Annotated in this window: 11 protein-coding genes; 8 read left to right on the top strand and 3 right to left on the bottom strand. The window is 78.3% G+C overall.

Features of this window, described 5'->3' with window-relative positions; genetic code table 11:
- Positions 1-38: 38 nt before the first annotated feature.
- Positions 39-836, bottom strand: coding sequence for an iron-dependent transcriptional repressor DtxR (locus EDC03_RS11070; RefSeq protein WP_123380300.1), 798 nt, complete (start codon positions 834-836; stop codon positions 39-41).
- 778 nt (positions 837-1614) lie between these two features.
- Positions 1615-2358: a pyridoxamine 5'-phosphate oxidase gene (gene pdxH, locus EDC03_RS11065; protein ID WP_123380299.1), complete on the bottom strand. Its 744-nt coding sequence runs from the start codon at positions 2356-2358 to the stop codon at positions 1615-1617.
- A 79-nt stretch (positions 2359-2437) separates the two neighbouring features.
- Between pdxH and EDC03_RS11060 the strand changes: the two genes are divergently transcribed.
- The gene (locus EDC03_RS11060; RefSeq protein WP_199720168.1) at positions 2438-3550 is read left to right on the top strand and encodes a citrate synthase; all 1113 of its coding nucleotides are present in this window, start codon (positions 2438-2440) and stop codon (positions 3548-3550) included.
- 178 nt (positions 3551-3728) lie between these two features.
- Here the strand turns inward: EDC03_RS11060 and EDC03_RS11055 are convergent, their stop codons facing one another.
- Entirely contained in the window at positions 3729-5021 is a 1293-nt protein-coding gene (locus EDC03_RS11055) for a saccharopine dehydrogenase NADP-binding domain-containing protein (RefSeq protein ID WP_123380298.1), read from the bottom strand.
- A gap of 427 nt (positions 5022-5448) precedes the next feature.
- Between EDC03_RS11055 and EDC03_RS18420 the strand changes: the two genes are divergently transcribed.
- The 7 genes from EDC03_RS18420 (at position 5449) to EDC03_RS11020 (ending at position 13451) form a co-directional block, all read left to right on the top strand.
- The gene (locus tag EDC03_RS18420; protein ID WP_123380297.1) at positions 5449-6441 is read left to right on the top strand and encodes an ATP-binding cassette domain-containing protein; all 993 of its coding nucleotides are present in this window, start codon (positions 5449-5451) and stop codon (positions 6439-6441) included.
- A complete protein-coding gene (locus tag EDC03_RS11045; protein WP_123380296.1) occupies positions 6438-7283 on the top strand; it encodes an ABC transporter permease subunit in 846 nt (281 codons plus the stop codon). The genes EDC03_RS18420 and EDC03_RS11045 overlap by 4 nt, the downstream gene beginning before the upstream one ends.
- Before the next feature lie 109 nt (positions 7284-7392).
- Entirely contained in the window at positions 7393-8712 is a 1320-nt protein-coding gene (locus tag EDC03_RS11040; RefSeq protein WP_148058062.1) for a sensor histidine kinase, read from the top strand.
- Complete coding sequence (locus EDC03_RS11035) at positions 8709-9410, top strand: response regulator (protein ID WP_123380294.1); 702 nt, start codon at positions 8709-8711, stop codon at positions 9408-9410. Before EDC03_RS11040 ends, EDC03_RS11035 begins: the two co-directional genes overlap by 4 nt.
- Positions 9411-9505: 95 nt before the next feature.
- Positions 9506-10693: a phosphoserine transaminase gene (gene serC, locus EDC03_RS11030; RefSeq protein WP_123380293.1), complete on the top strand. Its 1188-nt coding sequence runs from the start codon at positions 9506-9508 to the stop codon at positions 10691-10693.
- Positions 10694-10809: 116 nt separating this feature from the next.
- Positions 10810-11628, top strand: a complete 819-nt coding sequence (locus EDC03_RS11025; protein ID WP_123380292.1) for a lysophospholipid acyltransferase family protein — start codon at positions 10810-10812, stop codon at positions 11626-11628.
- A 5-nt stretch (positions 11629-11633) separates the two neighbouring features.
- Positions 11634-13451, top strand: a complete 1818-nt coding sequence (locus tag EDC03_RS11020; protein WP_241967145.1) for an FAD-binding oxidoreductase — start codon at positions 11634-11636, stop codon at positions 13449-13451.
- Positions 13452-13473 lie beyond the last annotated feature (22 nt).

Genomic DNA, 13473 nt, shown 5'->3' with positions numbered 1-13473 from the left:
GCGTCGTCGTGCGGGCGGCGCTGCTGGGCCGCAGCGGGTCAGCCGGCGGGCGGCGCCGTGGGGACGGCGCCCGCGGTGACGGCCTCGGGGGCGTCGACGGCGCCGTCGGCGGGCGCCACGAAGATGTGCGAGGCGACGCCGTCGACGAGCTCGAGCCCGACGTCGGCCCCGTCGGCGCGGACGACGACCGTCCCCTCGGTGCCGCGGCGGGTCGACGCGTGCCGCTCGAGGGCCACGGTCGAGCCGGGGCGGATGCGGGCGGCGGCCAGCTGCGCCATGACGACGTGGTCGTACTGGACGGGCTCGCCGAGGCGGCGGACGACGAACGGCCCGCTGCTGCCGTCGCTCGCCTCGACCATCGAGGTGACGCCGGCGAGGAAGGACGACGACGCGGCGCGGGCCGCGTCGGGCTCGCCGCCCTCGAGCTCGTCGAGCCCGGGGATCGGGTTGCCGTAGGGCGACTCGGTGGGGTGGTCGAGCAGCTCGACGAGGCGCTTCTCGACCCGCTCGCTCATGACGTGCTCCCAGCGGCACGCCTCCTCGTGGACGTACTCCCAGTCCAGCCCGATGACGTCGGTGAGCAGCCGCTCGGCGATCCGGTGCTTGCGCATGACGCGGGTGGCGAGGGTGCGGCCCTCGTCCGTGAGCTCGAGGTGGCGGTCGCCGCTGACGACGACGAGGCCGTCGCGCTCCATCCGCGCCACCGTCTGCGACACCGTGGGCCCGCTCTGGGAGAGCCGCTCCGCGATCCGGGCCCGCAGCGGGACGATGCCCTCCTCCTCGAGCTCGAAGATCGTGCGGAGGTACATCTCCGTGGTGTCGATGAGGTCGCTCACGACCGGTTCTCCCTCTGCTCTCGGGGGGCAGCGGGGCGGTGCCGCCCCGCGCGCCGGCAGCCGGGCGTCGTCGCGGGCGACGTCGCCGGCGGCACCGGGCTCGCTCCTGATCCTAGGACGCCCGTCCAGCCCGGACCGGTCGCGAGAAACCCCTGGCGCACCCGCGGGAGGCGGACGTACGGTCGTCGGACACGAGAGAGGAGGTGGTCCGAGAAGTGAGTGGTCTCAGGACGCGTGAGGTGGCTGCCCGCTAGCCGCCCGATCCCATCGGACGACGCTGCCCCGCAGCATCGTCCGGTCCGCCCGCCGAGGACGTCCTCGGCAGCAGGGCGAGCCGGCGATGACCAGGCAGCCACCGCAGCCCCCGGGTGCCGTGCCCGTCCAGCACGGCGCGAGGTCCTCGACCTCGGCCCCGGGGGCTGTTCCCTGCCCGGGCGCCGCCTCGGCGCCTCCCCCGACGTCGCCCCCTGGTCCCTCCGTTCCGACTTCGCTGCCGAAGTCGCACCCCAGGGCCCCGCCCCCTCGACTTCGCTGCCGAAGTCGCACCCCAGGGCACCGCCCCACCCACTTCGCTGCCGACGTCGGCCCCCAGCGCCCCGCCCCACCCACTTCGCTGCCGAAGTCGGCCCCAGCGCCCCGCCCCACCCACTTCGCTGCCGAAGTCGGCCCCCAGCGCCCCGCCTCATCGACTTCGCTGCCGAAGTCGGGGTCCAGCGCCCCGCCTCCCCGACGTCGCTGCCGACGTCGCCCCCAGGGCCCTGACGTCGCTGCGGCCCCGTCAGGGCTGCAGGCGCTCCAGCCGCCACGCCCCGGCGTCGTCGAGCCGCGCGGGCCCACCGCTCCGCGAGGTCCAGCGGGCCCGGTCGTGCAGGCGCGACGGACGCCCGGCCCACAGCTCGACCTCCGTGACGAGCACGCGGAGCCCGCCCCAGCCCGGCGGGAGCGGGACGTCGCCCCCGGCGAAGCGCTCCTCCAGCGCCGTCACCCGCGCCTCGAGCTCGGCGCGGTCGGCGACGGGCCGCGACTGCTCCGACGCCCACGCCGCCACCTGCGAGCCGCGGGGCCGGGAGGCGAAGTACGCGGCGGACTCCTCCCGCGTCGTCGGCTCGACCCGACCGCGCAGCCGCACCTGCCGCGACACCTCCTGCCACGGCAGGACGAGCGCCGCCCGCGGGTGGGCGGCCAGCTGCCGCGCCTTGGCGGAGCCGAGGTTCGTGTAGACGACGGCGCCGCGGGCGTCGAGGCCCTTGAGGAGGACGGTGCGCGCGTCGGGGTCGCCGGCGTCGTCGACGGTGGCCAGCACGACGGCGCCCGGCTCGGTCACGCGGCCGTCGGCGGCCACCTCGGCGTACCACCGCTCCAGCAGCCCCAGCGGCGCCGGCGGCGACCCGCGCCAGAGCGGCGCGTCGTCGTCCAGCCCTGCGCCCGTGTAGGTCACGCGGGCGGTGGGGTCGACGACGCCGTCCCCCGCCGCCCCGTTCCCGGCCCCGTCGGACCGCCCGCCGTCAGCTCCGTCGGCCATACCCGGCAGAGTAGGACCGGCGCGACGGCGCGCCACGGCGACGGACCGCCCGCGGGGCGGCCGGGCGGAGGGGGTGCTCGTGCACGACGAGGAGCAGGTGGCGCCGCGCGCCGCGGACGGCCCGGTGCCCCCGGACGTCCCCGCCACCGAGACCGAGCGTCGACCCGTCGCCCGTGAGGCCACCGCGACCGCCCGCGCCGTCGCGGGCACCGCCGTCAGCGAGACGGGTGCGGGCGTCCTGCGCTACCGCGGGCGCGACGCCGCCTCCCTCGCCGGCGAGCTGCCCTTCGAGCAGGTGTGGGCGCTGCTCGTCGACGGCCGGCCCTCCTCGGCGCTCCCGGCCGCGGAGCCCTTCCCCCTCCCCGTGCGGACGGGGGACGTGCGCGTCGACGTCCAGAGCGCGCTCGCCCAGGTCGCGCCCGTGTGGGGGCTGCGCCCGCTGCTCGACATCGACGCGGCCCAGGCCCGCGACGACCTCGCCCGCGCGAGCACGCTCGCGCTGTCCTTCATCGCCCAGTCGGCCCGCGGCAGCGACGTGCCCGCCGTCCCCCAGCGGCACGTCGCCCGCGGCCGCACGACGGCGGAACGCTTCCTCCTGCGCTGGCGCGGCGAGGCGGACCCGCGCCACGTGCACGCCCTCGACGCGACGTGGACCCTCCTCGCCGAGGACGGCCTCACCCCCGCCACGGTGACGGCCCGCGTCGTCGCCGGCAGCGGGGCGGACGCGGTCGCGTGCCTGTCCGCCGCCGTCGGCACGATGAGCGGTCCGCTGTGCGCCGGGGCGCTGCCGCGCGTCCTCCACGTGCTCGACGCCGTCGACCGCCGCGGCGACGCCGACGCCGTCGTCGCCAGCGTGCTCGACGGCGGCCACCGCCTCATGGGCTTCGGCCTCCACGGCCGCGGCGGCCCGGACCCGCGGGTGCCCTACCTCCGCGACGCGGCGACGGCGCTCGCCCCGCCGCGGCTGGAGAGCGCGCTGGCCCTCGAGGCCGCCGGCGAGCGCGCCCTCGCCGACCGCGCCCGCCCGGACGCCCACGGCCTCCCCCGCACGGTCAACGCGGCGCTCTGGGCGGCGGTGCTCCTCGACGGCGCGGGCGTCCCCGCCCAGATGCTCACGCCGCTGCTCGTGTGCGCCCGCACCGCCGGGTGGTCGGCGCACGTCCTCGAGCAGCACGCCGCCGACACCGCCTGACCTGGCTCGCCCGCGAGCAAGCGCCTGTTCTTCGTCGCGAAGCCCTCTCGACCGCGAACAGGCGCCCATTCGTCGCCGCACGCCCCCACGTCCCGCGAACAGGCGCCCGTTCGTCGCCGTGACGCCCTCTCGACCGCGATCAGGCGCCTGTTCTCGACGACGGCGCCGCACCCGGCGGTCAGGACACGTGGACGCCCGCCGCCGCCAGGCCCGCGGCGCCGTCGGGACCGGCCATGACGAGCGCCGGGGTGAGGCAGCCGGTGCGCGGCGGGTCGTCCGCCGTCGCGGCCAGGCGGAGGCCGACCTCGGCGAGCATCCGGGCCGTCGCCGCGTAGCCGGGGTGGTCGACGCCCTCGACGACGGCGGTGCCGCGGGCGCCGTCCGCCGCGAGCGCCTCGGCCCGCACCTGCCAGCGCCAGCCCGTCATGGCGTCGGCCGAGGGCCCCTCGCCCGAGCCCGGCAGCACCCGCGCGAGGAGACCGGCGAGCCCCCGCCGCAGCGGGCCCGGAAGGTGCGTCGCCGCGAGGACGCCGCGCTGCAGCAGCGCGCCCGCGCCGGCGGCCGCGAGCACCACGGCCCCCACCGTCCCGCCGGCCGGACCCATGTCGGCCCCCTCTGCCAGCGCCGCCGGCCGGTGCTCCTCGCCACGCTCCTCGGCGAGCAGCGCCGCCGTCCGGTGGAGCACGGGCGGGTCGATGAAGGCGGCCGGCACGACGGGCCCGACGACCCGGCCGCCGACGACGCGCGGACGCAGCGCCAGCGGCGAGGTGCGCCGGACGGCGGCCGCGGCGCGGTGGTCGACGACGAGCGCGGCCGGGTCGCCGGCGCGGCGGGCGTCGTCGTCCGCGAGCACCTCGACGAGGCTCTGGAGCGTGCCGCCGCTCACGGCGTCGGTGAGGCCGAGGCGCCGGGAGGGCGGCGTCGTCCGGAACGTGACGGCGACGGCGGTGACGTCGCCGCCCGCGCCCGGGCCGTCGTCGACCGCCGCCCCGCCGCGCGAGGCCTGCTCGGCCCGCTGCGCGGCGAGCAGGACGGCGAGGTCGGCGGGCAGCGCCTCGTAGCCGCTCACGGGGACGACGCGCACCCCCGCCCGCCGGGCCGGCTCGTGCCGGCGTCGGACCAGCCGGGCCACGGCGGGCACCTCGCCGGAGAGGTCGGCGTACGAGCTGCCCCCGGCCACGCACGCCGCGACGACGGCGGACGCCGTCCGCGAGTACGGGCCGGCGAGGTTGAGCACCACGTGCGTGCGGGACGCCATGAGCCGCAGCGCCTCCTCGTCGCCCAGGTCGACGACGAGGGACGGCGTCGTCGGCGCCCCCACCTCCGTCAGCACGTCGGCCAGCCGCTGCGGGCTGCGCCCGGCGACGGCCCAGCGGACCGCCGTCTCCGGCGCCCTGCCGGCGAGGTGGGCGGCGACGAGCCGACCGGTGAGCCCGGTGGCGCCGAGCACGACGACGTCGAGGTCCTTCATCCCGCGACGCTAACCGCGGGGCCGGCGGACGGCCCGGCGCAGGGGTCGCGCCCGAGCACACGACGAGTGCCGACGTGGCCACACGTCGCGAGGAGAGCGGGCCGCCCGGCCCCGACATGGCCACACGTCGCGGGGAGGGTGGCCGCGCTGGGCCCGAGGGGGTCGCACGACGGGGCAGGTACCCGCGGCGGCGCCCGACGAGGTCGCACGTCGGGAGGAGGGGCGGGCCGGCGGGCGGGGGCACCCCCTCCTCCGGGAGGGGGTGCGGGCCGGGAGGTCGGTCCCGCAGGCGCTGGGGCGGGCCGCGCGCCGTCCCTAGCGTCGACGACGAGGGCGGCAGCACCCCGCCGCCCACCCGAGAGACCACCCGCAGAGCCGCCCGGCAGGACCACCGCGGCCCCCGCCCGGCAGACCCGAGGAGCACCCCGTGATCGAGGTCGACCACCTGACCAAGCGCTACGGCGCGACGACCGCCGTCGACGACCTGTCCTTCCGCGTCGAGGCCGGGTCCGTCACCGGCTTCCTCGGCCCCAACGGCGCCGGCAAGTCGACGACGATGCGCACCGTCCTCGGCCTGGACCGGCCCACGAGCGGCTCGGCCACCGTGGGCGGCCGCGCGTACGCCGACCACCGTGCGCCCCTGCACGTCGTCGGGGCGCTCCTCGAGGCCCGCGCCGTCCACCGCGGCCGCAGCGCCCGCGACCACCTCCTCGCGCTCGCCCGCACCCACGCGATCCCCGCCCGACGGGTCGACGAGGTCCTCGCGCTCGTCGGGCTGGAGGGCGTCGCGCGCCGCCGGGTCGGCGGCTTCTCCCTCGGCATGGGGCAGCGCCTCGGCATCGCCGGCGCCCTGCTCGGCGACCCGGCCGCCGTCGTCCTCGACGAGCCGGTCAACGGGCTCGATCCCGACGGCGTCCTCTGGGTCCGCACGCTGCTGCGCTCCCTCGCCGACGAGGGCCGCGCCGTCCTCGTCTCCAGCCACCTCATGAGCGAGATGGCCATGACGGCGGACCACCTCGTCGTCGTCGGCCGCGGCCGGCTGCTCGCCGACACGAGCGTCGCCGAGCTCGTCGCCCGGGCGCAGGACCGCCCCGTCGCCGTCCGCACGCCCGACGCCGCCCGGCTCGTCCCCGTCCTCACCGCGGAGGGCGCGTCCGTGACGAGCACCGGCGGTGACCTTCTCGACGTCGCCGGGCTGCCCGCCCCCCGCGTCGGCGAGCTGGCCGCGGCCCACGGCGTCGTGCTCCACGAGCTCCGCGCCCGGCAGGCGACGCTCGAGGAGGCCTACATGGAGCTCACCGGCAGCAGCCGCGAGCACCGCGCCGGCGGGCCCGGCGCAGCGGCCGACCCCGCCGACGGCGTCCCCGCCCCCCGCACCACCTCCACCGACCGCCCCCTCGCCGCCGGAGCCCCCCGATGAGCACCACCACCACCGCCCCCACGACCACGGCTCGCGCGCACCGCCCGCCGACCGGCCGGGTCACCTTCCTCGGCGTCGTCCGCGGCGAGTGGACGAAGCTCCGCTCCCTCCGCTCGACGTGGGCCGTCCTCCTCCTCGCCGTGGCGCTCGGCGTCGGGCTGTCGGCGCTGACCGGCTGGGCCCTCGCCGACGGCTCCGGCGGCGGACCCGGCGGCGGTCCCGGCGGACCTCCCGGCGCCCCCGCCGACACCGTGGGCCGCGTCCTGTCCTCGACGTCGTTGGCCTCGCTGCTCCTCGGCGTGCTCGGGGCGCTCGTCATGACGGGCGAGCACGCCTCCGGCACCGTGACGACGTCGCTCGCGGCCGTCCCGCGCCGCTGGCCGCTCCTCGCGGCGAAGGCCGTCGTCGTCGTGGCCGTCGTCGCCCCGGTGGCCGTGCTGACCTCGTGCCTCGCGCTCGTCACCGCGAGCGCCCTCCTGCCGGCGGAGCAGGCGGTCGCGCTGACGGACGCCGGGGTGCCGACGGCCGTCCTCGGCAGCAGCGCCGCCATGGTCGCGACGGCGCTGCTGGGCCTGGGTCTCGGGACGCTGCTGCGCAGCACCGCGGGCGCCATCACCCTGCTCGTCGCGCTCGTCTTCGTGGCTCCGCCGCTGCTGCCGCTGATCCCGGTCGACTGGCTGCAGACCGCCGTCGGGCACAACTCCGTCGCGGCGGGGCAGTCCCTGTCCGTCGTCGACGGCGAGCACACGCTGAGCACCACGGCCGCCTGGTGGACGCTCGCCGGCTGGGCCCTCGTGCCGCTCGCCGCCGGGGCGCTGCTCCTGCGCCGCCGCGACGTCTGAGCCCGTGCCGCTCTCGCTGCCGCGGACCCGCCCGCCCCGGACGGGTCCGCGGCACGGCCCCGTCGTCGTCGGCCGCCCTCCCGCGGGAGGGCGCTCCTACGCTGCCGGGGTGACGGCCGCCCCCGCCCCGGACGCGGGGCCGACGTCGCCCGGGCCCGCCGCGCCCGCCGGCCCGGCCGTCCGCCGGTGGCGCGGCCCGCGGCGCGAGCTGGCGCCCGTCGTCCTCGCCGCCGTCGCGCTCGTCGTCCCCGTCGTCCTGCGGGACGCCGACGCGGCGGGCGCCGTCGTCGTGGCCCTCGCCGTCCTCGCGCTCGCCGGCCGGCACGTGGCGCCCGTCGTCGCGCCGGTGTCCGCCCTCGTCCTCGCGACGACGGCCACGGGTCTGCTCCCCGGGCGCCAGCCCGCCGTCGTCGTCCTCGTCCTCCTCGCGGTCGGCGCCGCGGCGCTGCACCGCGCCGACGGACGTCGGGGCCTCGCGGGCCTCGGCCTCGTCGCCGTGCTCGGCGCCGCCGTGCTCGCCGCCGTCGCCGTCGTGGGCGCGGGCGTCCCCGGCGACGGCCCCGGCCGCGGCGAGGGGCCGGTGCCCGTGTGGGCGGTCCTCCTCATGCTCGGGCCCATGGAGGCGGCGGCCCTGCTGGCGGGCAGCGTCCTGCGCGGACGGCGCGACCACCTCGCCGGCCTCGAGGAGCGCGCCCGCCGGCTCGAGGTCGAGCGCGACACCGACGTCCGCCTGGCCGTCGCCGCCGAGCGCGCCCGCGTGGTCCGCGAGGTGCACGACGTCGTCGCCCACTCCGTGACGCTCATGGTCCGGCTCACCGAGGGGCTCGCGGCCCGGGCCGCCGCGGACCCGGCGCGGCCCGCCGACCCGGCCGCGCTGCGGGCCGTCGCCGACACCGGCCGCGAGGCCCTCGGCGAGATGCGGGGGCTGCTCGGCGTCCTCGCCCGCGACGACGACGCGCCCGACGGCACGGCCGACGGCGCGCTCGTGCCCCAGCCCGGCCTCGCCGACGTCGACGCCCTCGTCGAGCAGGTCCGCGGCGCCGGCCTCGCGGTCGCGGTGACCCGCGAGGGCGAGCTCGGGGCGGTCGGCGCGGGCACCGGGCTCGCCGTCCACCGGGTCGTCCGCGAGGCCCTCACCAACACCCTGCGCCACGCCGGCCCCGGCGCCCGCGCGTCGGTGCTCCTGCGCGGGACCGGCCCGGGGGCGTCCGGGCCCGGTCGCCTCGTCGTCGAGGTCGTCGACGACGGCGGCCTGCGGGCCCCCGGTCGCGCCCCGGCCGCCGACGGGCGCGGCCGGGGGCTCGTCGGCATGGCCGAGCGGGCGGCGTCGCGCGGCGGGGTCCTGGAGGCCGGGCCGCGGGCGGACGGCGGCTGGGCGGTCCACCTCGACCTGCCGCTCGACGTCCCGGCGGGAGGGGACCCCCGATGACCGACGACGCGACGGGAGCTGCTGCGCCGCTGCGGGTCCTGCTCGTCGACGACCAGGCCCTCGTCCGGCTCGGCCTGCGGATGGTGCTCGAGGCGGAGCCCGACGTCGAGGTCGTCGGCGAGGCCGGCGACGGCGCCCGCGGCGTCGCGATGACCCGGGCGCTGGACCCCGACGTCGTCCTCATGGACGTCCGGATGCCCGTGCGCGACGGCGTCGCCGCCACCCGCGAGGTCGTCGACGCCGGGCTGCGGGCCAGGGTGCTCGTCCTCACGACCTTCGACCTCGACGAGCACGCCTTCGCCGCGCTGCGCGCCGGGGCGAGCGGCTTCCTCCTCAAGGACGTCCGCGGCGAGGAGCTCGTCGCGGCCGTCCGCGCCGTGGCGGCGGGCGACGCCGTCGTCTCCCCGCGCGTGACCCGCCGCCTGCTCGAGCTCGTGGACCTGCCCGCCCCCGGCGAGGTCGGGACGGGCGCCGAGCGCGCCCTGGCGCCCTTCACCGAGCGGGAGCGCGAGGTGCTCGTCGAGGTGGCCCGCGGGGCGGGCAACGGCGAGATCGCCCGGACGCTCGTGCTGTCGGAGGCGACGGTCAAGGGCCACGTCGGGCGGCTGCTCGCCAAGCTCGGCGTGCGCGACCGGGTGCAGGTGGCGGTGTGGGCGTTCCGGCACGGCGTCGTCCGCCCCGAGGACCTGCCGGGGTGACCCGGGCTGACCCGGGGCGTGCCGCGGCGCCCCGGGCGGTCCGACCGGTCGACGCCCCGCCGTGCTGCCGCGCTCGGCGCCGTCGGTGCGCGAGGATGCCCCCCGTGACGAGCCCTCCCGGCGCCGCGGCGCCCGCCCCCGCGGCGGTCCCCGGCGACCCCGCGCCGGACCTGCGCGTCCCGGCGTCCCTGCTGCCGGCGGACGGCCGCTTCGGGTCCGGCCCCAGCCGTGTCCGCGCCGCGCAGGTCGAGGCGCTGACGGGCATCGCGACGACGGTCGTCGGCACCTCGCACCGCCAGGCGCCGGTCATGGACCTCGTCCGCCGGGCGCGCACCGGGCTCGCCGCGCTGCTCGGCGCCCCGGACGGGTACGAGGTCGTCCTCGGCAACGGCGGCAGCACCCTCTTCTGGGACGTGGCCGCGCTCGGGCTCGTCCGCGAGCAGGCGCAGGCCTGCGTCGTCGGCGAGTTCTCGGCCAAGCTCGCGGCCGTCCTCACGGCGGCCCCGTTCCTCGCCGACCCCGAGGTGCTGTCGGCGCCGTACGGGTCCCGCGTGCTGCCGGCCTCCCGCTCCGGCGTCGACACGTACGCCTTCGCGCACAACGAGACCTCGACCGGCGTGCTGACGCCCGTCCACCGCCCCGCGGGGGCCGACGACGACGCGCTCGTCCTCGTCGACGCCACCTCGGCCGCCGGTGGGGTCGACGTCGACCTCGCCGAGGCGGACGTCTACTACTTCGCCCCGCAGAAGGCGCTGGCCTCCGACGGCGGGCTCTGGTTCGCCGTCTGCTCGCCGCGCGCGCTCGCACGGGTCGAGGAGGTCGCCGCGCTGGGCCGCTGGACGCCGGCGTCCCTCTCCCTGCCGCTCGCCCTCGCGTCGAGCCGCAAGGAGCAGACGCTCAACACCCCGGCCGTCGTCACGCTCGCGCTGCTCGTCGACCAGGTCGAGTGGCTGCTGGCGCAGGGCGGCCTGGCCTGGGCCGCCGCGCGGACGGCCGAGAGCAGCGGCCACCTCTACGCCTGGGCCGAGCAGCGGGTGTGGGCGCGTCCCTTCGTCGCCGACCCGGCGCACCGCTCCCCCGTCGTCGGGACGGTCGACCTGCTCGCCCCCGTGGACGCCACCGCGGTGCGGCGGGTGCTGCGCGCCAACGGCGTCGTCGACGTCGACCCGTACCGCGCCCTCGGGCCGGACCAGCTGCGGGTGGGCATGTTCCCCGCCGTCGACCCGGCCGACGTCCAGGCGCTCACCGCCTGCGTCGACTGGGTCGTGGAGCGGCTCGCATGAGGCCCCCGGAGCGACGCCGCCGCGGTCGTCGACGCAGCGCGACGACGCGCCTGGCCCGGGCGCGCGCGTCCCGGCGCGCGCAGGGAGACGAGCGGGAGGTCCGTACAGTTCCCGGCATGTCCCGCACCGCGACGGCGACGGTCGACGGCGCCCGCCTCGTCCTCCAGCGCCTGGTCCTCCGGCCGCTGATCCGGTCCGTCGTCTCGGTCGAGGTCGAGGGCGCGGACCGCATCCGGGGGCTCGAGGCGCCTTACGTCGTCGTCGCCAACCACTCCAGCCACCTCGACGCGCCGCTCGTGCTCGGCGCGCTGCCGGCGCGGGTGAGCCACCGCCTCGCCGTCGCCGCGGCGGCCGACTACTTCTTCGACGCCAAGTGGCGCGCCACGCTGACCGGTCTGGTGTTCAACGCCTTCCCCGTCGACCGCGACGGCACCCGCGGCAACCGAGGCCTGGCCGCGCAGCTGCTCGACGAGGGCACGCCGCTCCTCCTCTTCCCCGAGGGCACCCGCTCGCGCAGCGGCACGATGGGTCCCTTCAAGGTCGGGGCGGCCGCGCTCGCCGTGACCCGCGGCGTCCCGGTCGTGCCCGTCGGCCTCGTCGGCGCCTACGACGCGATGCCGCGCGGCCGGAGCTGGCCGCTGCCCGGCCGTCCGCCGGTCAAGGTCGTCGTCGGGGAGCCGCTGCGCGCCCGCGACGGCGAGAGCCCGCGCGACCTCACCCAGCGCGTCGCGCTGGCGGTGCAGCGCCTCGTCCTCGGCCAGGACGAGGCGGACGGCGACGGCGAGGGCGGCCCGGGCGTGCTGGCCGTGGTCGAGACCGACCCTCCCGCAGCACCTCCGACGGGCACGTCGACGGAGGACGCGACGCCGGCGCAGGACGAGCAGCAGGACGACGAGGGCCGCCGCCGTGGTGGCGAGGGAGCAGCCGCATCATGAGCCCCATGGACAGCGCAGCCGACGGCACCGCGACGCCCGACGACGCCCGGCAGCGGACGCCCTTCGACACCCCCGGCGAGCGCGGCAGCAGCTCGGTGGTCGACCAGGCCGCGCAGGACGCCCGCGAGGGCGACGCCGGGCCCGCCGACCACGGCGTGCAGCACATGAAGTGGTACGGCTGGGGCCGCGAGGGCGTCGGCTTCGACCACCGCGACAAGCCGCGCCTGCGCCCCTTCGTCATCGAGAACGTCGACGTCGACCTCGACACCCCGGGTGCGCCGGCGCTGGACTTCGACCAGCTGCCCGTGCCGGAGAGCCGTGCGCCGCAGGAGCTCCTGGACGCGCTGGGCCGGGCCGTCGGGCGCGGCCACGTCCACACCGGGGCGATGGAGCGGGTCGTCCACACGTACGGCAAGAGCCTCACCGACCTCGTGCGCCTGCGGGCGGGCGACCTGCCCCGCACGCCGGACGTCGTCGTCTACCCCGCCGACGAGGACGCCGTCCGCGCCGTCGTCGACGCGACGACCGCCGCCGACGCCGTGCTCGTGCCCTTCGGCGGCGGCAGCAGCATCTCCGGCAGCCTCCACCCGCCGCGGGACGAGGAGCGGCCCGTCGTCTCCCTCGACCTCGGCCGCATGAACAAGGTGCTCGAGGTCGACGAGCACTCCCGCCTGGCCCGGGTGCAGGCCGGCGTCCTCGGGCCCGACCTCGAGGACCAGCTCGGCGCCCGCGGCTGGACGATGGGCCACGTCCCCGACTCCTTCACGCACTCGACGCTGGGCGGCTGGGTCGCCACCCGCTCGTCCGGCGCGCAGTCCGACAAGTACGGCGACATCTCCGACATGACCCGGGCCCTGCGGGTCGTGCAGCCGGGCCGCGTCGTCGCCACACGCCCCGTGCCGAGCCAGGCCACCGGCCCGAGCGTGCGCGAGATGCTCATCGGCTCGGAGGGGCGCCTCGGCGTCATCACCGAGGTGTGGGTGCAGGTGCACCGGCTCCCCGAGAAGCGCGAGATCCTCGCCTACTTCTACCCGTCCTTCGAGGCGGGCGTCGCGGCCATGCGCGACATCGCCGCGAGCGACGCGGCGACGACGCTGACCCGCGTCTCGGACGCCCGCGAGACCGCCTTCTCCTTCGCCACCCGCAAGAAGAGCAAGGGCGTGTCGAAGTACGTCAGCCGTGGCCTCATGGCGGTGCTCAAGAGGCGCGGCTGGGACCTCGACGCGGTCTGCCTGTCCTTCGTCGGCTTCGAGGGCGGCCCGGACAAGGTCAAGGCCGACCAGGCGGTCGTCCGCGACGTCGTCAAGCGCCACGGCGGCATCGTCGTCGGCAAGGGCCCCGGCCAGCTCTACGACCAGAAGAAGTTCGACACGCCCTACATCCGCGACTACCTGCTGGACCGCGGGGCGCTGGCGGACGTGTCCGACACCGCGGCCCCCTGGTCGCAGCTCCTGCCCCTCTACACGCACGTCCGCCGTGAGGCGGACAAGGCCTTCGCCCGCGTGGGCGTCAAGGGCTGGATCATGTGCCACCTGTCGCACAGCTACCACGGCGGCGCCTGCCTGTACTTCACCTTCGCCTTCCGCCAGACGAGCGACACCCCGCTCGTGGAGTACGACGTCGTCAAGGGCGCTGTGCAGCAGGCCTTCGTGGACGCGGGCGGCACGCTGAGCCACCACCACTCCGTCGGCGTCGAGCACGCCCGGTGGCTCGCGGAGGACATCTCCCCCGCCGGCCGGGAGATGCTCGGCGAGCTCTTCGCCGCGGTGGACCCCGACGGCCGGCTCAACCCGGGCGCCGTCGTCCAGGAGCGGTCTTCGTAGCCTTCCGTCGCCGTAGAGGCCT

The sequence above is a fragment of the Pseudokineococcus lusitanus genome (assembly GCF_003751265.1).
Taxonomy (GTDB): Bacteria; Actinomycetota; Actinomycetes; order Actinomycetales; family Quadrisphaeraceae; genus Pseudokineococcus; species Pseudokineococcus lusitanus.
Note: the sequence above shows the minus strand (reverse complement) of the source record. Positions and strands in the feature narration are given on the sequence as shown.